A 20,599-nucleotide genomic window follows, 5' to 3' on the forward strand; every position below is an offset into this window, starting at 1 on the left:
GTCGGTCCAGAAGCACCGGCGTGTCGCTGCGGGGGCGTGGCGTCGCGGGCGCGAACCCCTCGCGGATCACGAGCGTGACTGCCAGGCCGACCAGAGCATGGCGTAACGCCCACCCGCAGCAACCAAGCCGTCGTGCGTGCCTTCCTCCACAACTTCCCCGTGTTCGAGCACCACGATCCGATCAGCCCCCGCCGCCTGCGTCAGCCGGTGCGCGACCAGCAGCGTCGTCCGCCCCTTGGTAGCCGCCAGGGCCGACTCCTCCAGTTCCCGCGCCCCCGCGCTGCCGGCCTCGGCGGTGGCCTCGTCGAGCACCGCCACGGCCGGGTCGAGCAGCACCAGCCGGGCCAGGGCGAGTTGCTGCGCCTGGGCCGCGGTCAGCGGATGACCGCCCTCGCCGACCACCGTGGCCAGGCCGGCGGGCAGCCCGCGGGCCCAGTCGAGCGCGCCCACCCGTTCCAGGGCCGCCTCCGCCGCTTCGATCGTGGCGTCGGGGTCGGCCAGGCGCAGGTCTTCGATGAGCGGGCCGGCGAACACGTGCGCCTCCTGGCTGATGATGGCCACGATCCCCGGTACGAGCTGGTCGACGGGCACCCCGCCGACGGTGGCCGTGCCGCTGCCGGGGCGCAGGAGCCCGGCCGCGATCGAGGCCACCGTGGTTTTGCCGGCGCCGGTGGAACCGACCAGCGCGACCCGCTCCCCCGGCGCGACCCGCAGGCTGATGCCGCGCAGCACAAGCGCCCGTTCGTCGTAGCCGAAGGTCACGTCGCGCAGGGTGAGGTCGGTGTCGGCGGGTGTGCGGGTCCCGGCCGGCGCCACCGCGAGCGTGCCCACCCCGACGAGGCGGGCCAGCCCGGCCCCGGCCGCCTGGATCTCGTCGAACGTGAACAGGATCATCGAGACCGGGTTGTACAGCCGGTGGAACAGCACCGCGGCCGCGGCCGTCTCCCCGACCGTGACGCCCCAGCCGGCCCGCACGTAGCAGAACCCGGCGACCAGGATCGTGGCCAGGCCCAGCAGTTCGGCCCGGCTGATCCGGCCGACGAACCTGGTGAACAGCGCGAACACGCCGACGGAGAGGTCGCGGGCGCGGGCGGAGGCGTCGTTGATGGCGTCCAGGTGCCGGCTTTCCAGGCGGTACGCGTGCACCGTGCGCACGCCCTGCAGGCTCTCCATCAGCAGCTGGGAGCGGGCTCCGACGGCGGCCCGCTCGGCGGCGTAGATCGGCGCCGACCGCGGCAGGTACCAGCGCAGCGCCAGCAGGTAGGTCGGCATCGCGGCCAGCCCGGCCAGGCCGAGCCGCCAGTCCAGGCCGAACATCGCGGTGACGCTGAGCAGGGCCAGGAACAGCGCCGAGATGACGGTCGGCATCACCTCGGCCACCGCCGTGCCGACCGCGGCCACGTCGGCGCCGACCCGGGCCAGCAGGTCACCGCGCCCGGCCCGGTCGAGCGTGTGCACGGGCAGCCGCAGGGCCACCCCGACGGTCTGTTCGCGCAGCCCGGCCAGGATCCGTTCGCCGAGCCGGCTCGCGAGCGTGGTGGTGGCGCCCGCGGCGACCCCGCCGAGCAGGGCGATCACAAGCACCAGCACGCCGATCGGCACCAGCGTGGCCGAGGCGGCGCCGTTCCGGACGAGGTCGATCAGCCGTCCGAGCGCGGTGACCGGCACGACCGAGGCGCCGGCCGCGCCGAGCCCGGCGGCGACGGTGACCGCGACCTCGATCCGGTGTGCCCGCAGCTGCCGGCAGAGCCAGGCCCACGTCTGTCTCGGGGTCGCGACCGGTAACGCATAGCTCACCGCAGCACCACCGTCCGGTAGTTCTCGTCGGTCGCCGCCAGCGAGGCGTGCGTCCCGGTGGCGACCACTTCGCCGTCGCGCAGCACGACGACCCGGTCGGTTATCGCCAGGAGCGCCGGTGACGTGGTGACCAGCAGCGTGCCGAGCGTGGAGCCGGGGCCGTGCCGCAGGGCGCGGATGCCGCGGGCGATGGCGCGCTCGGTCACCGCGTCGACCGCCGTGGTGGGCTCGTGCAGCACGAGCAGCGGGGGGCAGGCGAGCAGGGCGCGGGCCAGGGCGAGTCGTTGACGCTGGCCGCCCGAGAGCGCCGCTCCGCGGTCGGCGATGGCGTGGTCGAGCCCGTCGGGGTGGGCGGCCACCACGTCGTCGGCCGCCGAGGCGCGCAGGACGGCGGGCAGTTCGGACCCCGACGCGTCGATCAGGTTGTCGCGGATGGTGCCGGTGAACAGTTCCGGCAGGTGCGGCGCGACCAGCACGTCGGGCGATCCGTCGTCGAAGAGCGCGACCAGCGCCCCGGCGTCAGGCTCGGCCACCACCCCCACACATTCCCCCCGTACGGGGGAAATGGGGCTTTCGCCCGTGGGAGGCTCGGCGGGCACCTGGTCGAGCAGCGCGCGGATGCGTTCGGCCGACGCCCGGGAGGAGGCGAACCAGCCGGGCGCGACCGAGAGGGTGGCGAACGGCTCGCCCAGGAAAGCGGCCAGACCGATCACGGTCACCAGTTCGCCCGCCGTGATCCGGCCGGTCAGCGCGAACCACCCCGCCAGGATCGCGATGCCGCAGGCGACCAGCGTGCTCACGGTGTCCGAGGCCGCCTGGAACCAGCCCAGGGTCTTCGCGGCCCGCAGGGTGGCGGCGAGCGATTCGCGGCTGACCTCGCGATACCGGTCGGCTGCGGCGTCCTGCGCGCCGATCCCGCGCAGCGGCCGCAGCCCGGTGACCAGGTCGGTGGCGAGCGAGGCGGCCCGGCCCGCAACCTCCTGCCGGGTGGTGACACGGCGGGTGATCCGGGGCGCCGCGCGTTGCAGGCCGGCCAGCACGACCGGGGTGCCGATCAGCACGACCAGTCCCAGCGGCACGGAGATGAGGAACAGCCCGATGGCGCTGACCGCGGTGGCGACCAGCGCGCCGAACAGCCGCGGCAGATAGTCGAGCAGGTACGACGTGGTGTCGGCGTCGGTCGCCGAGAGGGTGAGAACGTCGCCGGTGCGCACGTCCGTGCGGGGGTCGAGCACTTTGGCGGCCACTTCCAGCCGCAACCGGTGGGCCTCGTCGGCGATCGCCCGCATGAGCTGACGGGCGCCCGTGCGATAGGCGACCGTCAGGACGAGGAAGAGGGCCCCGAGGACGCCGACCCAGAGGATCAGCATGGTGACGTCCTGAGTGGCGACCGCGCGGTCGACGATGATCCCGATCAGGATCGGGACGAGCGCCTCGCAGCCCTGGTGGACGCCGCTGAGCAGGCTGCCGCACGTGACGCGCCCACGGTTGCGGAGCAGCGCCCGCCCAAGGAGGTTCACGCCCGGCCGCGTGCATCGACAGTCATCAACCATCGACCTTGGCCCGGCGCCCCCGGCATAGCAAGAGGCGTTTCTTCCGTGACGATCTGTGATGTTCACCATTTTCACGGAGAGTAATTTCAGCCTACAGTGGGATCCGTCCGGTTGTTCCGTTCCGCCCGCTAGGACTTGATCGCATGACGCTGCCGTCCCCGATTCTGGCTCGGCGCTGCGCCGCCGCCCTGGCCGCGCACCCCGCCACCGGCCAGTTCGCCGCGCTCGCCGTGGCCTCGTCCGACCCGATGGCCGACGTCGCCCGCACCGTCGAGAGCCAGATCCTCGGGGCCGCGGCCCGCGATCATGCCGACCACGAGGACCAGAGCCTGTTCCTGCTGGTGCTCGACCGTGAGAGCAACCTGCCCGCGGCCGTCGGCCGGGTCGTCGAGGGTGGCGGCCGGACGCTCGACGACGCCCCCGGCCTCATCGGGCGCGACCTGTCCGACATCGTCGAGGCGCACGGCCTGCACGACGGCGGCAAGATCTGGGAGCTCGCCACGATCGGGGTGCTGCCCGCCCACCGCGGCGACAAGGCGGTGAGCTCGCTGCTGTATCGCACGTTCCTGCAGGCGGGACACCGCGCCGGCGTACGGCATGTGGTGGCTCTGCCCGACCGCCACGCCCACCGTGCCCTCGCGCTGCTCGGTGTCCCCTTCGTCGCGATGGCCGGGTCCGAGCCCTTCGACCACTTCGGCTCGGCCGGGACGCGGGCCGTCTACGTGCCGTTCGCCGGCCTGGAGCCGGCGATCGCCGAGCAGAGCGAACGGCTGAACCGGCCGGTGGGGCCGTTCGCGGGCGAGATCCGGGCGCGGGGCCTGCGCCGCCTGCTGGTCCGCCGGGCCGCCGCGCGCGTGTCGGAGCAGGTCGCCACCGGTTACGGCCTCAACGAGCAGATCGTGCTGCCCGGCCTCGAGCGCCGCCGTTTCCGCGGCCTCAAAACCAAGCGCTGACCCCGTACGGCCTCAAGCGCCCCCGGCAGGCAAGCCGTCTACCACCGCCCCAGCCGCGCCGACAAAACGGACAGAGCCGCCACGCCGGCGGTTGACGTGCGCAGAACCTCGCGCCCCAGCCGGACCGGGGTCGCCGCGCCGAAAGCCTCGACCTCGGCGTCGCTGATCCCGCCCTCCGGGCCGACCACCAGCACGATCTCTCCCGACGAGGGCAACTCGACGGTGGTCAGCCGCTCGGTGGCCTCCTCGTGCAGAACGAATGCCGCGGCGGAGGAACCCAGCCGCGCGGCGACCTGCTTGGTCGAGCAGTCCGGATCGCCACCTACGTTCGGTAGCCACGAACGCCGCGCCTGCTTAGCTGCCTCACGCGCGGTGGCGGCCCATTTGTCCCGTGCCTTGAAGCCACGGTCGCCACGCCACTGCGCCACCGACCGCGACGCCGCCCACGGCAGAATCTCGTCGACGCCGATCTCGGTCATCGCCTGCACCGCCAGCTCACCGCGGTCGCCCTTGGCGATGCCCTGCACCACCACCAGCTGCGGATCGGGCGCCGGCAGCAGCGAACGCGCGACCAGCGACACCGACACCGTGCCCTTGCCGACCGAGTCGACCCGGCCGGTGGCCTGCGCGCCACGACCGTCGCTCAGCAGCAGGGTCTCCCCCGCGCGCAACCGTTGCACGGTGGCGGCATGGTGGCCCTCGGGCCCGTCGAGCACGAAGACGTCGCCGGCGGGCAGGGCTTCGACCAGGAACATCGGGGCTGACACCCCCGGCACGCTACCGAACAGCCGTCAGCCCCGGGTCGTAGACCTCGGCGGGCCGCTCGTTCAGCCCCAGTTCTGCGGGGCCTGCTGGCGGGTGGTGACGTTGATCCGGTTGAAGAAGTTGGTCACGGCGATCCACAGCACGATCGCGGCCAGCTGCGGCTCGTCGAAGTGCTTGGCGGCTTCGTCCCAGATCTCGTCCGGCACCGCGTCGGGGCTGTCGGCCAGACGGGTGGCGTGCTCCGACAGGGCCAGCGCGGCCCGCTCGGCGTCGCTGAACCAGGGCGTCTCGCGCCACACGGCCACGGTCATCAGCCGCTCGTCGGTCTCGCCGTTCTTGCGGGCGTTGCGGGCGCCCGACTCGACGCAGGGCGCGCAGCCGTTGATCTGACTGCCCCGCAGATGCACCAGCTCCAGGACGGCCGGGTCGACGCCTGCCGAGTGGGCGGCCTTGTAGAGCAGGTTGATCGCCTTGATCGAGTCGGGCAGGAAGGACGCCGGGTTCTCCATACGAGCCTGCATGATGTTCTCCTCCGAGTTCGTCCGCGGCTTTCGGGCGGCGCGCGGCTTTTTCGCGGCGGCGCGTCACATCGGCGCGCTCGCATCCGTCGGTGGTGTGACGGAGGGGCCCGGCCCGACGTGACCGATGTGGCGCAGGCCACAGCCAGGAGGCGGCAATGAACGAGCACGAGCGTTTCGAGGCGAACCGGCCGAGGCTGCGCGCGGTGGCGTACCGGATGCTCGGCTCGGCCACCGAGGCCGACGACGCCGTGCAGGAGGCCTGGCTGCGCCTCGACCGAGCCGGCAGCGAGCACGTCGACAACCTGGACGCGTGGCTCACCACCGTCGTGGGCCGGGTGTGCCTCGACATGCTCCGCTCCCGCGGTTCCCGCCGCGAGGGCCTGCTGTCCGAGGCCGAGCCCACCCGCACGACCGGCCCGGAGGACGAGGCCGTGCTCGCCGATTCGGTCGGGCTGGCCCTGCTGGTCGTCCTCGAGACCCTGACCCCGGCGGAACGGCTCGCCTTCGTGCTGCACGACCTGTTCGCGGTGCCGTTCGACGAGGTGGCGCCGATCGTCGGCCGCTCACCCGACGCCGCCCGCCAGCTCGCCAGTCGCGCCCGCCGACGCGTACGGGGTCACTCCGGACCGGCCGGACATCCAGCCGGCCGGGAGATCGTCGACGCCTTCCTGACCGCCTCCCGCGAGGGCGACTTCGCAACCCTGCTGAGCCTGCTCGACCCCGACGTCCTCCTGCGCGTCGACGAACAGTTCCGGGATCTGCCGACCGAACTGCGCGGCGCCCACGACGTGGCCCGGTTCTATGTGGGCCGAGCCCACGGCGCCTTCCCCGCCCTGATCGACGGCGCGCTGGGCATCCGGGTCGCGCCCGGCGGCGACACCCTGCTGGTGGTCACATTCGCCATCACCGGCGGCCGGATCACCGCCCTGGAGGCCACCACCAACCAGTCCCACCTCCGCGACATGGAGATCCTGCCCCTGTGACCCGAGTCCGGGACCGGCGCAAACGGTTCGCCAAGTCATGCCCCGCCTGATCCTCGCCCGGCGTTTCCACCGGCCGGCGTACCCGCCGCGGAAGCCGGAGAGGGCTGAACTGCGGGGTCAGACGGGGGCGTCGAAGGACAGGACGATGCGGCCCTGCGCGGTGCCGGCTGCCTGGCGGGACCAGGCCGTCGCGACCTCGGTGAACGGTGTGACCTCGTGCGACACCGTCAGGCGGCCCGCTGTGGCGTGGGCGGCCACCACGCCCAGCGAGTCGGCCCGTTCGCCGACCGAGAGGGCGTTGTTGGTGTAGCCGAGGATCTGCAGGGAGCCGCTGCGCAGGGTGGCCGAGTCGAGCGGCGCGGTGGCCCCGGCCGAGCTGCCCAGGTTGACCAGACGGCCGCGGGGGCGCAGCACCCGCAGCGCGGCCGCGGCCGGCACGCCGAAGACCGGGTCGAGCACGAGGTCGACCAGGCCGGCGACGGCGCGCAAACGGGTGGCCAGCGTCGAGGGGTCGTCGGTGGGGAGCAGCTGCACGGTTTCCTCGGCGCCGAGCTCGCGGGCGCGGTCGAGAGCGGAAACTGAGCGGGACACGGCGACCACCCGGGAAGCGCCGCCGAGCAGGGCCAGCTGGATCGCTGCCTGGCCGACCACGCCGCCGGCGCCGAGCACCACCACGACCTCGCCGTCGGTGAGCCCGCCGGTGCGGGTCAGCGCGGCGTGCGCGGCCACGGCCGAGAGCCCCAGCGCGGCGATCAGCGGCAGGGGCGCCTCGGGCGGCAGGGGCACGACATCCACGTACGGGATCGCGACCTCGCCGGCCATGCTGCCGTCGCCCGGACGCATGCCGGCCGACGTCGCGAACCAGACCGGGGTGCCGTCGTCGCGGTGTCCCACGCCCTGCACGCCGGGGACGTACGGGGTCGCGGGCTGCCCGAAGTAGCTGGTGCCCGACGCGCAGAGCAGGTCGAGCGGGGTGATCGGCGCCGCCGCGACGCGGATCGGGAGCTCGCCCGCGTGGGGCACGGGCGGCCGCCTCTCCTCGATGGAAGGCGGCTGCCCGCACACCCGCAGCACGGCCGCCGGGATCATGTCGCGATGTCCGGATAGGGCATGTCGAAGTGGGCGAGCCGGGCCCCGAACGCCTTCTGATACTCCAGCGGCTCCTTGTTGTCGCGCTCGAACATCGCGATGAACAGCGTCAGCGTGAGGAACGGGTGGGCGCCGAGCTCGAACAGGCGTACGTGGTCGTGGGCGATCAGGGCGTCGCGCTCCTCGTCGGTGAAGCGCAGCCACGTGCTGGCCTCTCCGGTGATGCAGTTCAGCACGGTGTTGGCGCGTTCGGCCTCCCACCAGGAGACCAGCTCGCCGGGGGTTTCCCGGTAGCGCTCGACCAGCTCGGGGTCGCGGTCCACCGTGTACAGGAACTTGTTCAGCAGGTACTTGCTCACGCCGGGGCTCCGTTCGGGTACCAGGTGAAGTACGCCTCCATGGTGTGGAACAAATCGAGCGTGTCGACATGGTCCGCCTTCGCGCCCGCGCCCGCCACCCCCATCATCAGCATGAAGTCCATGAACCCGTGGGTGGCGTTGCCCGGGGAGTGCAGGCTGTCCAGCGTCACCTCGCGCAGGCAGTTGTCGAGGTCGCCGGTCGCGATCCACTCGACGGCACGCCGGTCGAACTCGGGGTCGGGGCCGTGCGGCCCGAACTGCCGCGGCCCGCCCAGTTCGAGCGACAGGTGCCCGGTGCCGATGATCGCCACCCGCAGGTGCGACGGCCACGACTCGACGATCTTGCGGATCGACTCGCCGAGCTGCACGAACCGTTTCGGCTGCGGCAGCGGCGGCGCGAAGATGTTCGTGTAGATCGGCACGATCGGCAGGTCGGCCTCGGGCCGCAGCGTGATGATCGGGCAGGTGATGCTGTGGTCGATCCGCAGCTCGTTGCTGAACGCGAGGTCGAAGCCGTCGTCGAGCCCGGCTCGCAGGATGTGCGCGGACAGGTCCTCCTGGCCCTTGAGCAGCAGGCGGGGCAGGCCGAACTCGCGTTCCTCGTTGTACCAGTTGGCGTCGTAGAAGGGCGCCTTGCCGACCAGGAACTGCGGCATGTTGTCGAGCCACAACTGGTGGAAGTGGTCGGAGCCGACCATCACCAGCACGTCCGGGTTTGCCCTGGTCAGGGTCTCGCGGAAGGCCAGGATCTTGCGGGTCCACTCGTCGGCGAACGGCGGGCGGTCCTCGCCGGTGGCCGTGCTGGCCTTGTAGTAGAACGGGTGGTGGGTGGACGCGATGACCGCGACGATGCTGGCCATGCTCAATCCTTCCGGGGCTCGTAGACGGCATTGCGATCAACGGTGGTGTAGATGTCCATGGCGATCGGGTTACGGCGTTCCTCGGCGATCTGCCCGAGCAGGCCGGCCGCCCGCGCCAGCAGGGCGAACCCGCGCAGCAGGTCGGTCGGCAGTCCCAGGTCGGCCAGCGCCGCGCCGCACACGCCGGCGCCGTTGAGCGGCAGCCGCCGGCCCAGCGCCTCGGGGTGCACCCGGCCGATCGCCTCGAACAGCCGCAGGTGCGGGCCGCGCAGCCCCTCCTCCTCGGCTATCCGGATCAGCACGGGCGTACGGGGGTCCTCGTCCTTGTGGACGGGGTGGCCCAGCCCCGGGATGAAGCGCTTGGCGGCCTTGGCCTTTCTCACCGCCTCCAGCGCGATCACGTCGTAGTCGCGTTCGACGCCGGCCTCGACCAGGGTGGCCGCCAGGAACTGCCCGCAGTCCTCGGTGACGCCGAGGAAGCGGGAGCCGCCGCCGAGCAGCCCGGCCGCCATCGCGCCCTGCAGGGAATCGGGCGCCGACAGGTACGTCAGGCGGGCCGCAATCGCGGTGGGCGTGAACCCGTGGTCGGCCAGCGCGACCAGCACGGCCTCGAAGACGCGGACCTCGCCGGGGGTGGGACGACGCCCGGCGACCAGCCAGAAGGCCAGCTCGCCGAAACCCACCTTGCCCATCAGGTCGGCCGCCAGGTCCTGGCCCAGCAGCGAGATGGTCTCGGGGGTCGACGTGCCCAGGCCGGTCGGGAAGCTCAGCTCCTCAGCCACTTGCGGATCTCCTCGCCGTGCTCGTCCAGCCCGGGCGGCGGCAGCTCGTACCGCGGCCGGGTCTCGCTGAAGGTGATGGGGTTGCGGATACCGGGCACGCCGCCGGTGGTGACCACGGGGTCGAGCCCGACCTCCTCGGCGAACGCGACGCCGCCGTCGATCGTGTTGATCGGGGCGCACGGGACGCCGGCCGCGATCAGGTCGCGGAACCATTCGTCCTTCGTACGGGTGGCCAGCCGCTCGACCAGGATCGGGCGCAGGGCCTCACGGTTGGCCGTACGGTCCTGGTTGCGCCCGAACCGCGGGTCGGACGGCAGGCCGGGCAGGTCGAGCACCTGGCACAGCTTGCGGAACTGCCCGTCGTTGCCCGCGATCACGATCAGCTCGCCGTCGGCGGTGGGCAGTGGCTCGTACGGGAAAAGGCTGGGGTGCGCGTTGCCCATGCGGAACGGGACGGTTCCGCCGGCGACGTACCCGCTGGAATGGTTGACCAGGCCGGACAGCGCCGAGCTGAGCAGGTTCACCTCGACGTGCTGGCCGCGCCCGGTGGCCGCGCGGTGGTGCAGGGCGGCGAGGATCCCGATGTTGGCGTGCATGCCCGCCATGACGTCGAAGACCGAGATGCCGGCCCGGTACGGCGATCCGTCCGGGTCGCCGGTGAGGCTCATCAGACCCGAGATGGCCTGCACCATCAGGTCGTAACCGGGCAGGCTCGCGCCCTCGCCGGCGCCGAAACCGCTGATGCTGGCGTAGACGACCTTCTCGTTGGCCGCGGCCACGGTGTCGTAGTCCAGCCCGAACCGCTTGAGCCCGCCCGGCCGGAAGTTCTCGATCATGATGTCGGCACGGCGCGCCAGCTCCCGCGCGTCGGCCAGATCGTCGGAGTTCTTCAGATCGAGCACGATTGATCGCTTGTTGCGGTTGATGCCGAGGTAGTACGTGGACACGTCGTCGCGGACCGGCGGCATCCACGTCCGGGTGTCGTCGCCGGACGGACCCTCCACCTTGATCACCGTCGCGCCGAGGTCGGCCAGGAGCATGGTCGCGTACGGCCCGGCGAGGATCCGGGAGAAGTCGGCAACCACGAGGCCGGTCAGGGGACCTTGCTCAGACATGCAAACCGCCCGTTCTGCGGACACCCGTCCGCGCAATCAGCTTGCCCTCGCCCACCTGCGCTGTCAACGACCTGTTGATCTCGCCGAAACAAACTGTTGACCCGGCAAGTGACCGGGAGCACACTGACGCCGATCGGACTGACCGTTCAGCGGACAGTGGTCCGAAATCTCGGAGAGGATGCCCGATGATCTTCCGCAATGGCCTGGTTCTGACGATGGACGACGCGCACACCGTGCTGGAGAACGCCGACGTGCTGATCGTCGACGACAAGATCGCCGAGATCGGACCGAACCTGACCGCCCCCGACGGCCACGAGGAGGTCGACGCCACCGGCGGCATCATCATGCCCGGCATGATCGACACCCACCGGCACATGTGGCAGACCGCGATGCGCGGCTACGGCGCCGACTGGACCCTCACGCAGTACTTCGTCTGGTATTACCTCGAGTCGGGCAGGCACTTCCGGCCCGAGGACATCCACGCCGGCAACCTGCTCGGCGCGCTGGAGGCGATCGACTCCGGCGTGACCACCACCGTCGACTGGTCGCACGGCCTGCAGACCGTCGACCACGCCGACGCCGCGGTCGACGCGCTCGAGGCTGTGCCCGGTCGCTTCGTCCTCGCGTACGGGAACATCCAGCAGGGGCCGTGGGAGTGGTCGACGTCGAAGGAGTTCCAGGACTTCTACCGCCGGCGCATCGACGGCGGCAAGCTGGCCGGGTTCCAGATGGCGTTCGACGTCACCGGCGACCCCGCGTTCCCCGAGAAGGCCGCCTTCGAGGTCGCGCGCGAGCTCGGCGTCTCCGTGACCACGCACGCCGGGGTCTGGGGCGCCACCAACGACGACGGCATCCGGCTCATGCACGAGGGCGGCTTCATGAGCCCGGGCAACGTCTATGTCCACGCGGCCACGCTGTCCAGCGACTCCTACCACCGGATCGCGGCCAGCGGCGGCTCGGTGTCGGTGTCGACCGAGAGCGAGCAGAGCGCCGGACAGGGTTACCCGCCCACCTGGCAGCTGCGCCGGCACGGGATCGGAGTGTCGCTGTCGATGGACACCAGCGTGTGGTGGAGCGGCGACCTGTTCTCGGCGATGCGCACCACGCTCAGCGCCGACCGCGTCCGCGAGCACATGGAGGCGCACAGCAAGCAGGAGACGGTCACCCACCATCACCTGCGGGCCGAGCAGGTCGTCGACTGGGCCACCCGCGGCGGGGCCAAGGCGCTCGGCATGGACTCCTCGATCGGCGCGCTCACGCCGGGGCGTCAGGCCGACGTCGTGCTGATCAAGAACGATGCCTCCCCGGTGATGTTCCCGCTGCTCCACCCGTACGGGCATGTGGCTTTCCAGGCGGGGCGCGGCGACGTGCACACCGTGGTGGTGGGCGGCCGCACGGTCAAGCGGGACGGCAAGCTGGTCGACGGCGACCTGGCAGCGGCTCGGGCCAAGGTGAACGCCACGGTCGACCACCTGCGCGAGACGCTGGGTGAACAAGCGTGGAAGCGGGGCATGAACCCGGACATCCCGGAGGCCCGGATCCTGCACAACCCCTACCAGTACACCAAGTAGGGTCCCGTTCCATGACCGACATCGGAAGGGGCGCCGGGCCCGATTTCATCGAGGCGCTGGCACGTGGCCTCGACGTCCTGCGCTCCTTCCGGCCGGGCACGCCGGCGATGACGCTCAGCGAGATCGCCGGCCGCACGGGGCTCGCGCGGCCCACCGTACGCCGCATCCTGATCACACTCGAGGCCCTGGGTTACGTACGGGCCGACGGCCGGGGGTACGCGCTCACGCCGCGGGTGCTCGATCTCGGGATGGCGTACGTGAACGCCCTGAACATGTGGGACGTGGCGCGGCCGCACATGGAGAGGCTGGTCGCCCACACCAACGAGTCGACGTCGATGGCGCAGCTCGACGGGCACGACATCGTCTACGTGGCCCGGGTCGCCGTTCCCAAGATCGTCACGCTGGCGGTCACGATCGGCACCCGGTTCCCGGCCCCGGCCACCTCGATGGGCAAGGTGCTGCTGGCCGCGCTGCCCGCCGACGAGCTGGCCGCCGTGCTGGCCGAGCCGTCCCGTTCCGGGATCACGCCGCGCTGGCAGCCGTCGGCCGAGGAACTCGACACGTCGCTGCGCGAGGTGCGGGCCAAGGGGTGGGCGCTGGCCGACCAGGATCTCGCGCCGGGCGTCAGGTCGATCGCCACCGGCGTGCGGGGTGGGGACGGGCGCGTGGTGGCCGCGATCAACGTGACCGTCCACGCCGCCGAGACGTCGCTCGAGACGCTGCTCGACGAGCACCTGCCCAGGCTGCTGCGCACCGCCGCCGACATCGGGCACGACTGGTCACTGACCGCGGCAGTCCCCGCCGTCACCGTCTGACAGCCCGCTCGCGCTGCGGTGACGCTCCGGCCGGGCCGGCCTCGACCGCCGCTCGCTCTCCGGTGACGCTCGGGCCGGGCCGGCCTCGACCGCCGCTCGCGCTGCGGTCAGGCTCGGGTCGTGCCACGCTGATCGGGTGAGGCTGGTGACCGATCTCTTCGACCCCGAGCCCGTACGGTGGGGGCTCCGCGGCGACCCGTGGGTCTGGCGCGCGATGTGCGAGCAACTCACCGGCCTGGCCCTGCCCCCGTCCGTCGGCGAGGTGGAGAGGCTGCTCAAGGCCACCTTCGACAGGGTCGTCAGCTGTAACCTGGCCACCGAGACAGCGCCCTGGGTGTACCGCGAGGAGTTCGCGCACGGCGGCATGTCCAGCGGCAGCGTGCACCTGGAGATGTGGCGGGCCGAGCTGCTGCCCACCCTCGTCGACCGGGCCCGCGGCAAGCTCGACGGCTGAGGCTCAGCAGGCGACGACGTCGTCGGGCTCGCCGGAGCCGTTGAGCGCCGCGTCGATCCGCTTGATGCTCTCGGGCGAGGCCGCCGCGGCGATCTCGTGGGTGACGCGTTGCAGCTGACGCACCTGGGCCGGGGTCAGGTTGTCGAAGACCAGGCGACGAGCCTCCCGTACGTGGCCCGGCGCGGCCGCCACCAGCGCGGCGTAGCCCACCGGGGTGAGCACGGCCTCGATGCATCTCCCCTCGCTGCCGCTGGTGCTGCGACGTGTCACGTATCCCTGTTTTTCGAGCCGGCTCACCGCGTGCGAGAGCCGCGACAGCGAACCGCCGGCCAAATGCGCCAGCTGGGTCATCTGCACCGCGTGCTCCTCGGGCCGCGACAGCGACGACAGGATCGAGTACTCGAAGAAGTTGAGACCGGAGTCGCGTTTGAGCTGCGCGTCGATGGCGGTGGGCAGGGTCATCACCATCGCCACCAGCGTCATCCATGCCGCGGTTTCATCTCTGTCGAGCCAAGGGGCCTCGGGCTCCCGGCCCACCCGCTCGTGTGACGTGTCGCTGCTCACCCCCCAAAGAATACCGCCCTCCCGCACTTGAATGTTCAACCCGACGGTGCCACCATCGTCCTTGAACATTCAACCCGCTAGGGAGTTGGCATCATGACCGTTCTGCGCATCGACTCGAGCATCCAGGGCCCCGCCTCCGCCTCGAGCGAGCTGGCCGACGTGGCCGAGGCCGAGTGGACCGCCGTCCGCCCGGGCACCGCGTTCATCCGCCGGCACCTGGCCGCGTCGCCGTTGCCCGCCGAGGCCTGGGCCACCGCCGTGCTGGCCGGGTTCACGCCGCCCGAGCAGTGGACCGCCGAGCAGCGCGCCGCTCGTGAACTGGCCACCCGGCTGGCCTCCGAGCTGCGCGACGCCGAGGCCGCGATCCTGGCCCTCCCGCTCTACAACTGGGGCGTCTCGCAGCACGTCAAGACGTGGATGGACCTGGCCATGGCGGGTGGCGAGCAGGGCGAGAAGCTGCTCGAGGGCAAGCCCACGATCGTGCTGACCACGCGCGGTGGCGGCTACGGCCCGGGCACCCCGCGCGAGGGCTGGGACCACAACACCGCGTTCCTGCGCCGCATCATCGAAGACGTGTGGGGCGCCGAGCTCGTCCTGATCGAGCGCGAGCTGACCCTGGCCGCGGTCACCCCGGCGATGGCGCCGTTCATGGAGGCCGCCGATCTGATGAAGAAGGCCGCGCACGAGGCCGCTACGCACGCGGGTCGTAAGCTCGCGTCGCGCTGACACACCGTCGCCCAATTTTCGCGCGCTTGCGGGGCGGCGAAACCCCGCCGTCGATGCCTAAGATCGCCCGTCATGGAGACGACGTTGGCGGCGGCGTACTGCGAGGGCTGGGACAACGGGTTGGTCAACCCGCTGACCCAGGACGCGGCCGAGGCCCGCGACTCCGCCGGCGAGCCGTACACCGTTGTTCTGCTCGCCGGTGGGCGCTTACACACCGTGCTCAACATCTCGTGGACAGAGGGTTACTGCGCGGTACTCAGGCACAACACGGCGGGCCACCGGATCGCCTCCCACGAACTCCGCCGCGCCCCCGAGGGCGACCTGTTCCTGCGGGAGTCGACGACGTGGGCGAGCCCCGCAGACGACGCCTCGGCCCGCCACCGCACGATGTGGCAGCTCGGCGGCCGCCGCCGCGACGAGATCGAACCCGAGGGCAGCCGGGGCCGGCCCCGCACGTTCGCCAACGACGGCCACACCCCGCCCCGGCTGCCGCTGCCCGCCTTCGGCCGCTGGCACGCCCTGCTCGACCGGGCGTCACGGGTGCACACCGAAGCCTGCGTCGCGCCGTACGCCGACGGGTGCGCCCTGCCGCACGAGCCCGGCGACCGGCACCGCATCACCGAGGCCGTCCCGCCGGACCTGCCCTCGCGGACCTCCGCCGAACGCCCCTGGTTCCCGCCCCGCCCCTTGCGGCCGCGCTCCTTGCCCACCCTGTTCCGCGACGGCGCCGAACGTACGGCCGGCGACCGCCGCATGCGCATCTCCACCCACCCGGCCGGCAAACTCAACCTGCCCTCGGGCCGCCTCGTCGCCGCCGACCCGTCCGCCCTCGAATTCGACGAGGAACCGTTCCTGATGACGGTCTCGCCCGGGACCTACCCGGTCACGATCAGCCTGGCCACCTTCACCGACGACCCCGGTCACAGCCGGGTCGCCGCCGCCCGCCTCGACGTCAGCGACCGCCACCCGGTGCGCTGGGAACTGGCCCTGCGCGACGGCCAGGACCCGCTCGACCTCGGATACGGCGAGTTCTTCGGCTTCGGCGTGGACGCCGGCATCGCCTGCTTCGTCGACGAGACCAACAGCGCCCGCCTGAGCACCGAATGGGAATCGCTGCACCTGCAGGACCCCCGTTTCGCGTCGGTGGCCGCCGGCGACATGATCGCCTGGTCCAGCGGCTGGGGCGACGGCGCCTACCCGACATGGATCGGCCGCGACCACGAGAACCGCATAACCTCGTTCATCGCCGACATGCTGCTCTTCCCCGGCGACGATCAAGCCCGATGCCGTGGCGGAACGGCGGGTCAGGACCGATGTCGTAGCTGAGGCGTGGGTCAAAGGCCGATGTCGTGGCTCAGTGGTGGGTGCAGACCGTTGCTCCCGGCACCCCGCTACGACATCAAGCCCTTGGTCTTGACCTTGAAAGCCGCCTAATGGCCGTTGAAGGCGTCTCGCATCCGGCTGAAGAAGCCGCCCTGTTTGCTCAGCTCGGCCACGTCCTCGCCGCGGGTCTTGGCGAAGTCGCGCAGCATGCGTTCCTGGTCGGCGGTGAGCTTGGTCGGCGTCTTGACGTCGAGGTGCACGAACAGGTCACCGCGACCCTGACCGCGCAGGTGGGGCACGCCCTTGCCGCGGATGCGCAGCGTCGACGCGGGTTGGGTGCCGGCCTTGACCTCGATGCCCTCCTCGCTGTCGAGCGTCTTGATCGTCAGGCGGGTGCCGAGCGCGGCCGCGGTCATCGGCAGGGTGACGCGGCAGTGCAGGTCGTCGCCCTTGCGCGAGTAGACGTCGTGCGGGCGTTCGTGGATCTCGACGTAGAGGTCGCCGGGGGTGCCGCCGCCGGGACCGACCTCGCCCTGCTGGGCCAGGCGGATGCGCATGCCGTCCTCGACCCCGGCCGGGATCTTGACGGTGAGCGAGCGCCGGGTGCGGACGCGGCCGTCGCCGGCGCAGGTCGGGCAGGGGTGCGGGATGACCGTGCCGTGACCCTGGCAGGTGGCGCAGGGGCGCGACGACACGACCTGACCCAGGAACGTGCGCTGCACGCTCTGCACCTCGCCGCGGCCGCCGCACGTGTCGCAGGTGGCCAGGTGGGTGCCGGGGGCCGTGCCGGCGCCGGAACACTGGGTGCACAGCACCGCGGTGTCGACGGTGATCGGGGCCTCGACCCCGAACGCCGTCTCGACCAGGTCGAGCTCGAGCCGCAGGATCGCGTCGGCGCCGGGACGGGTGCGCGGGCGCGGGCCGCGGGCGTTGCCGCCGGCCGCCGTGCCGAAGAACGCGTCCATGATGTCCTGGAAGCCGACGAACGGGCCGCCCGCGCCGCCGGGACCGCCGCCCGCGCCGCCACCGGGGGCGAGCGGGTCGCCGCCGAGGTCGACGATCTGGCGCTTCTGATCGTCGGAGAGGACCTCGTAGGCCGCGTTGATGTCCTTGAACTTCTCGTGCGCTTCCGGATCGGGGTTGACGTCCGGGTGGTACTGCCGGGCCAGTTTGCGGTAGGCGCGCTTGATCTCGTCGTCGGTGGCTTCCCGGCTCACGCCGAGAATGCCGTAGTAGTCCTTGGCCACGGGCTCCGCAATCCTCGTCAGTTCTGTGCCAAAAGGTCGCCCACGTAGCGTGCCACTGCGCGCACGGTCGCGATGGTGCCGGGGTAATCCATCCGGGTGGGGCCGAGCACACCGAGCCCCCCGACGATCGTCGTCCCGGGGCCGTAACCTGTGCTCACCACGGACGCCGACCGCAGGTTGTCGATCTGGTTCTCGTCGCCGATGCGGACCCGGGTCGTGCTCGGTTCCACTTCGCCGATGAGCTTGAGCAGGATGACCTCTTCCTCGAGGGCCTCGAGGACGGGGCGCAGCGTGCCCTGGAAGTCCAGCACACCCCCACGTGTCAGATTAGCCGTGCCCGCCAAGGCGAGGCGTTCCTCACTGCGCTCGACGAGCGTCTCGAGCAGCACGGAGGCCAGACAAGTCATGGTCCCGCGGGTGTCGGGGCCGCACTCGTCGACCAGACCTTGCACGAGCGGCGGCGTGTCGGCCAGCTTCTGACCTGCCAGTTTCTCGTTCACCCGGCGGCGCAGGTCGGTCACGTCGTCGGCGGGCACCGGGGCGGGCAACTCGACCAGGCGCTGCTCGACGCGGCCGGTGTCGGTGATCATCACGAGCATGAGCCGCGTGGTCGAGATCGGCACGAGTTCCAGATGGCGCACCGACGAGCGGGCCAGCGACGGATACTGCACGACGGCGACCTGACGGGTCAGCTGGGCGAGCAGGCGCACCGTGCGGTGCACGACGTCGTCGAGGTCGACCGCGCCGATCAGGAACCGCTCGATGGCCCGGCGCTCGGCCGGCGTGAGCGGCTTGACCTTGGAGAGCCGGTCGACGAAGAGCCGATAGCCGGCATCGGTGGGCACCCGGCCGGCACTCGTGTGCGGCTGGCGGATGTAGCCCTCTTCCTCCAGCACCGCCATGTCGTTACGCACGGTCGCCGGGGACACGCCCAGCTGGTGCCGCTCGACGAGCGATTTCGAGCCGACCGGCTCCTGCGTCTCGACATAGTCCTCGACGATCGCCCGCAACACCTCGAGCTTGCGGTCATCCAGACTCACAATGACCCCTCCCTCTTGGCACTCCCGCGGACAGAGTGCCAGTCTACGTCGCCGCCGTCGGGAGCGCGATGATCGAATGCGGTGTCTGTTCCCCGACTTGATCAGCGAGTCGCCCTCGACCGCATTGAACTGCGGCTCTACGGTGTCAGCCATGACTGAACCACCTCGCCCGCCCGGTGAAGGTAATCCGTACGATCCGACCACGCCGTTCAACCCTTATGCGGCTAACGACCCGGTCTCGGGTTCGACACCCCCTCCGCCGCCTCCCTATGGCGCCCCGCCGCCGTCGTCCGGTGGCCCGTCCTACGGTGGCCCGCCGCCGTCGTCGGGCGGTCCCGGTTACGGTGGCCCGCCGCCGTCGTCCGGTGGCCCCGGCTACGGCGGCCCAGGTTATGGCGGCCCGCCGCCTCCGTACGGCTACCAGCAGCCCGGTTACGGCGCCGCGCCCAACCAGGACGACAAGACCTGGATCATGATCGCCCACTTCGGCGGCGCGCTCGGCGCTCTCGTCGGCGGCGGCCTGTCCGGCTGGATCGTGCCGTTGATCGCCATGCTGGCCAAGGGCAACCAGTCCCCCGCCGTCCGGGCCGAGGCGGTCAAGGCCCTCAACTTCCAGATCGTGTGGTCGGTCGTCACGCTGATCGGCTGGGTCACCGCCTGCGCCGTCATCGGCTTCGTGATCATCCCGATCGCCGCGCTCATCGCCATCGTGTTCGGCGTCATCGCCGGCGTGAAGGCCAGCAACAACGAGCCGTACAACTACCCGCTCTCCATCAACCTGATCAAGTAGCGTGGCCGGCCGCGCCGGGTACGGGGCCCGGCGCGTCAGACCACGTCCCTGATCACGGCGTCGGCCAGCAGCCGCCCCCGCAGCGTCAGGATCAAAAGCCCTTCCTCGTACGCGTCGGCGTCGATCAGCCCGTTGGCCAGAGCCTGCTTGGCGCCCACCGGGTCGACCCGATCGAGCCCGATGCCCTCACGCAGCCGCACCCGCAGCATCACGTCCTCGACGTGCCTGTCCTCGGCGCTGAGCAGCTCGCGCCCCTGCCCCGGCGAGAGACCCCGCAAAAGCCTTCCCGCGTACGCCGCCGGATGCTTGACGTTCCACCAGCGCACCCCGCCGACGTGGCTGTGCGCCCCCGGCCCGAGACCCCACCAGTCGGCGCCGGTCCAGTAGAGCAGGTTGTGCCGGCAGCGGGCCTCGTCGCCGGTGGCCCAGTTGGACACCTCGTACCACTGGAAACCGGCCTCACTGAGAGCGGCCTCGGCGGCCAGGTAGCGGTCGGCGGCCACATCGTCCGACGGGTACGGAATCTCGCCACGCCGCATCCGGGCCGCCATCCGCGTGCCGTCCTCGACGATCAACGCGTACGCGCTCACATGGTCGACCCCCGAGTCGATCACCGTCTGCAACGACCGCGCGAAGTCGTCGGCGGTCTCGCCCGGGGTGCCGTAGATCAAATCCAGGTTGACGTGCTCGAACCCGGCCTCGCGAGCCTCCACGGCAGCCTGCGGGGCTCGCCCCGCCGTGTGCTTGCGATCCAGAATCCGAAGAACGCCCGGCGCAGCCGACTGCATGCCGAGCGAGATCCGGTTGAAGCCGTGCCGCCGCAGCCGCCGCAGATAGTCCGGGTCGACGGACTCAGGATTGGCCTCAGTAGTGATCTCGGCGTCCGCCGCAAGCCCCCACGCCCGGTCGATGCCCTCAAGAATCCGCCCGAGATCATCCGCGCTCAGCAGCGTGGGCGTCCCCCCACCGAAGAACACGGTGTCCACAGCCCCACCCGGGCCTGCCGCCTCACCCCGCCATGGGCCCGATTTTTCGGGATTTATCACGCTGCGGGCGAGCTTCAGCTCCTGGAGGACGGTATCGGCGTACGTCTCCCGGGAGACACCCCCACCCAGCTCGCTCGCCGTATAGGTGTTGAAGTCGCAGTATCCGCATCGACTGGCGCAGAACGGCACGTGAACGTATACGGCAAATCCGTTTTGTCCGACCCGCGCCGTCGCCTCGTCGGGCAATGACCCGTCCGCGGGTACGGGTTCACCATCGGGAAGTGCGCCGGCCATCCGTCAAGTGTG

21 protein-coding genes are annotated in these 20,599 nt (G+C 71.5%); 8 read left to right on the forward strand and 13 right to left on the reverse strand.

The genetic code is table 11. From position 1 onward, the window contains the following. Positions 1-66: 66 nt before the first annotated feature. Together C8E87_RS08805 and C8E87_RS08810 are read right to left on the reverse strand one after the other, a co-directional pair. Positions 67-1,797: an ABC transporter ATP-binding protein gene (locus C8E87_RS08805; RefSeq protein ID WP_133872625.1), complete on the reverse strand. Its 1,731-nt coding sequence runs from the start codon at positions 1,795-1,797 to the stop codon at positions 67-69. Further along, positions 1,794-3,317 (reverse strand): ABC transporter transmembrane domain-containing protein, encoded by a 1,524-nt coding sequence (locus tag C8E87_RS08810; RefSeq protein WP_239080508.1) that lies wholly within the window; start codon positions 3,315-3,317, stop codon positions 1,794-1,796. The genes C8E87_RS08805 and C8E87_RS08810 overlap by 4 nt, the downstream gene beginning before the upstream one ends. A 176-nt stretch (positions 3,318-3,493) precedes the next feature. Here C8E87_RS08810 and C8E87_RS08815 point away from each other — a divergent pair, with 176 nt between their 5' ends. Next, complete coding sequence (locus C8E87_RS08815) at positions 3,494-4,303, forward strand: hypothetical protein (protein ID WP_133872627.1); 810 nt, start codon at positions 3,494-3,496, stop codon at positions 4,301-4,303. A gap of 38 nt (positions 4,304-4,341) precedes the next feature. Here C8E87_RS08815 and C8E87_RS08820 read toward each other — a convergent pair whose 3' ends face one another. After that, positions 4,342-5,070 (reverse strand): 16S rRNA (uracil(1498)-N(3))-methyltransferase, encoded by a 729-nt coding sequence (locus C8E87_RS08820; RefSeq protein ID WP_133872628.1) that lies wholly within the window; start codon positions 5,068-5,070, stop codon positions 4,342-4,344. 60 nt (positions 5,071-5,130) lie between these two features. Beyond that, positions 5,131-5,589 carry a carboxymuconolactone decarboxylase family protein gene (locus tag C8E87_RS08825; RefSeq protein ID WP_133872629.1) on the reverse strand — a complete coding sequence of 153 codons (459 nt, stop codon included), beginning with the start codon at positions 5,587-5,589 and terminating at the stop codon, positions 5,131-5,133. A gap of 155 nt (positions 5,590-5,744) precedes the next feature. Between C8E87_RS08825 and C8E87_RS08830 the strand changes: the two genes are divergently transcribed. After that, a complete protein-coding gene (locus tag C8E87_RS08830; protein WP_133872630.1) occupies positions 5,745-6,572 on the forward strand; it encodes a sigma-70 family RNA polymerase sigma factor in 828 nt (275 codons plus the stop codon). A 117-nt stretch (positions 6,573-6,689) separates the two neighbouring features. Here the strand turns inward: C8E87_RS08830 and C8E87_RS08835 are convergent, their stop codons facing one another. Genes C8E87_RS08835 through C8E87_RS08855 form a run of 5 tightly spaced genes read right to left on the reverse strand, consistent with a single transcriptional unit; the run spans position 6,690 to position 10,777 of the window. After that, on the reverse strand, positions 6,690-7,661 hold the full coding sequence (locus tag C8E87_RS08835) for a quinone oxidoreductase family protein (protein ID WP_133872631.1): 972 nt from the start codon (positions 7,659-7,661) through the stop codon (positions 6,690-6,692). Then, the gene (locus tag C8E87_RS08840; protein WP_133872632.1) at positions 7,658-8,020 is read right to left on the reverse strand and encodes a hypothetical protein; all 363 of its coding nucleotides are present in this window, start codon (positions 8,018-8,020) and stop codon (positions 7,658-7,660) included. The genes C8E87_RS08835 and C8E87_RS08840 overlap by 4 nt, the downstream gene beginning before the upstream one ends. Further along, positions 8,017-8,880 carry a DODA-type extradiol aromatic ring-opening family dioxygenase gene (locus C8E87_RS08845; protein WP_133872633.1) on the reverse strand — a complete coding sequence of 288 codons (864 nt, stop codon included), beginning with the start codon at positions 8,878-8,880 and terminating at the stop codon, positions 8,017-8,019. The genes C8E87_RS08840 and C8E87_RS08845 overlap by 4 nt, the downstream gene beginning before the upstream one ends. A 2-nt stretch (positions 8,881-8,882) precedes the next feature. After that, positions 8,883-9,662, reverse strand: coding sequence for a citryl-CoA lyase (locus tag C8E87_RS08850; protein WP_133872634.1), 780 nt, complete (start codon positions 9,660-9,662; stop codon positions 8,883-8,885). Further along, on the reverse strand, positions 9,647-10,777 hold the full coding sequence (locus tag C8E87_RS08855; protein ID WP_133872635.1) for a CaiB/BaiF CoA transferase family protein: 1,131 nt from the start codon (positions 10,775-10,777) through the stop codon (positions 9,647-9,649). Before C8E87_RS08855 ends, C8E87_RS08850 begins: the two co-directional genes overlap by 16 nt. 185 nt (positions 10,778-10,962) lie before the next feature. On the opposite strand from C8E87_RS08855, the gene C8E87_RS08860 reads away from it, so the two are divergent. The 3 genes from C8E87_RS08860 to C8E87_RS08870 all read left to right on the forward strand — a co-directional run bounded on the left by C8E87_RS08860 (position 10,963) and on the right by C8E87_RS08870 (position 13,617). After that, on the forward strand, positions 10,963-12,348 hold the full coding sequence (locus C8E87_RS08860; RefSeq protein WP_133872636.1) for an amidohydrolase family protein: 1,386 nt from the start codon (positions 10,963-10,965) through the stop codon (positions 12,346-12,348). Between the two features lie 11 nt (positions 12,349-12,359). Next, on the forward strand, positions 12,360-13,163 hold the full coding sequence (locus C8E87_RS08865; protein ID WP_133872637.1) for an IclR family transcriptional regulator domain-containing protein: 804 nt from the start codon (positions 12,360-12,362) through the stop codon (positions 13,161-13,163). Between the two features lie 136 nt (positions 13,164-13,299). Further along, positions 13,300-13,617 carry a hypothetical protein gene (locus C8E87_RS08870; RefSeq protein WP_133872638.1) on the forward strand — a complete coding sequence of 106 codons (318 nt, stop codon included), beginning with the start codon at positions 13,300-13,302 and terminating at the stop codon, positions 13,615-13,617. Between the two features lie 3 nt (positions 13,618-13,620). On the opposite strand, the gene C8E87_RS08875 is transcribed toward C8E87_RS08870, so the two are convergent. Continuing rightward, positions 13,621-14,181, reverse strand: a complete 561-nt coding sequence (locus C8E87_RS08875; protein WP_203720862.1) for a MarR family winged helix-turn-helix transcriptional regulator — start codon at positions 14,179-14,181, stop codon at positions 13,621-13,623. Between the two features lie 93 nt (positions 14,182-14,274). On the opposite strand from C8E87_RS08875, the gene C8E87_RS08880 reads away from it, so the two are divergent. Together C8E87_RS08880 and C8E87_RS08885 are read left to right on the forward strand one after the other, a co-directional pair. Then, the gene (locus tag C8E87_RS08880; RefSeq protein WP_133872639.1) at positions 14,275-14,907 is read left to right on the forward strand and encodes an FMN-dependent NADH-azoreductase; all 633 of its coding nucleotides are present in this window, start codon (positions 14,275-14,277) and stop codon (positions 14,905-14,907) included. A 72-nt stretch (positions 14,908-14,979) separates the two neighbouring features. Further along, the gene (locus tag C8E87_RS08885; protein WP_133872640.1) at positions 14,980-16,233 is read left to right on the forward strand and encodes a DUF4241 domain-containing protein; all 1,254 of its coding nucleotides are present in this window, start codon (positions 14,980-14,982) and stop codon (positions 16,231-16,233) included. Between the two features lie 104 nt (positions 16,234-16,337). Here the strand turns inward: C8E87_RS08885 and dnaJ are convergent, their stop codons facing one another. Beyond that, a complete protein-coding gene (dnaJ, locus tag C8E87_RS08890; protein ID WP_133872641.1) occupies positions 16,338-17,477 on the reverse strand; it encodes a molecular chaperone DnaJ in 1,140 nt (379 codons plus the stop codon). Positions 17,478-17,494: 17 nt separating this feature from the next. Next, a complete protein-coding gene (gene hrcA, locus C8E87_RS08895; RefSeq protein WP_133872642.1) occupies positions 17,495-18,517 on the reverse strand; it encodes a heat-inducible transcriptional repressor HrcA in 1,023 nt (340 codons plus the stop codon). Positions 18,518-18,668: 151 nt separating this feature from the next. Between hrcA and C8E87_RS08900 the strand changes: the two genes are divergently transcribed. After that, the gene (locus C8E87_RS08900) at positions 18,669-19,307 is read left to right on the forward strand and encodes a DUF4870 domain-containing protein (RefSeq protein ID WP_133872643.1); all 639 of its coding nucleotides are present in this window, start codon (positions 18,669-18,671) and stop codon (positions 19,305-19,307) included. A gap of 35 nt (positions 19,308-19,342) precedes the next feature. Here the strand turns inward: C8E87_RS08900 and hemW are convergent, their stop codons facing one another. Further along, positions 19,343-20,587, reverse strand: coding sequence for a radical SAM family heme chaperone HemW (gene hemW, locus C8E87_RS08905; protein ID WP_133872644.1), 1,245 nt, complete (start codon positions 20,585-20,587; stop codon positions 19,343-19,345). Positions 20,588-20,599 lie beyond the last annotated feature (12 nt).

This window comes from Paractinoplanes brasiliensis (genome assembly GCF_004362215.1).
In the GTDB taxonomy this organism is placed as follows: Bacteria; Actinomycetota; Actinomycetes; order Mycobacteriales; family Micromonosporaceae; genus Actinoplanes; species Actinoplanes brasiliensis.

Excerpts from the sequence above, each read along its gene's own strand:
- C8E87_RS08815 (WP_133872627.1), top strand. The coding sequence starts at position 3,494 with ATGACGCTGCCGTCCCCGATTCTGGCTCGGCGCTGCGCCGCCGCCCTG.
- C8E87_RS08825 (WP_133872629.1), bottom strand. The coding sequence starts at position 5,589 with ATGCAGGCTCGTATGGAGAACCCGGCGTCCTTCCTGCCCGACTCGATC.
- C8E87_RS08830 (WP_133872630.1), top strand. The coding sequence starts at position 5,745 with ATGAACGAGCACGAGCGTTTCGAGGCGAACCGGCCGAGGCTGCGCGCG.
- C8E87_RS08835 (WP_133872631.1), bottom strand. The coding sequence starts at position 7,661 with ATGATCCCGGCGGCCGTGCTGCGGGTGTGCGGGCAGCCGCCTTCCATC.
- C8E87_RS08845 (WP_133872633.1), bottom strand. The coding sequence starts at position 8,880 with ATGGCCAGCATCGTCGCGGTCATCGCGTCCACCCACCACCCGTTCTAC.
- C8E87_RS08855 (WP_133872635.1), bottom strand. The coding sequence starts at position 10,777 with ATGTCTGAGCAAGGTCCCCTGACCGGCCTCGTGGTTGCCGACTTCTCC.
- C8E87_RS08860 (WP_133872636.1), top strand. The coding sequence starts at position 10,963 with ATGATCTTCCGCAATGGCCTGGTTCTGACGATGGACGACGCGCACACC.
- C8E87_RS08865 (WP_133872637.1), top strand. The coding sequence starts at position 12,360 with ATGACCGACATCGGAAGGGGCGCCGGGCCCGATTTCATCGAGGCGCTG.
- C8E87_RS08880 (WP_133872639.1), top strand. The coding sequence starts at position 14,275 with ATGACCGTTCTGCGCATCGACTCGAGCATCCAGGGCCCCGCCTCCGCC.
- C8E87_RS08885 (WP_133872640.1), top strand. The coding sequence starts at position 14,980 with ATGGAGACGACGTTGGCGGCGGCGTACTGCGAGGGCTGGGACAACGGG.
- C8E87_RS08900 (WP_133872643.1), top strand. The coding sequence starts at position 18,669 with ATGACTGAACCACCTCGCCCGCCCGGTGAAGGTAATCCGTACGATCCG.
- hemW (WP_133872644.1), bottom strand. The coding sequence starts at position 20,587 with ATGGCCGGCGCACTTCCCGATGGTGAACCCGTACCCGCGGACGGGTCA.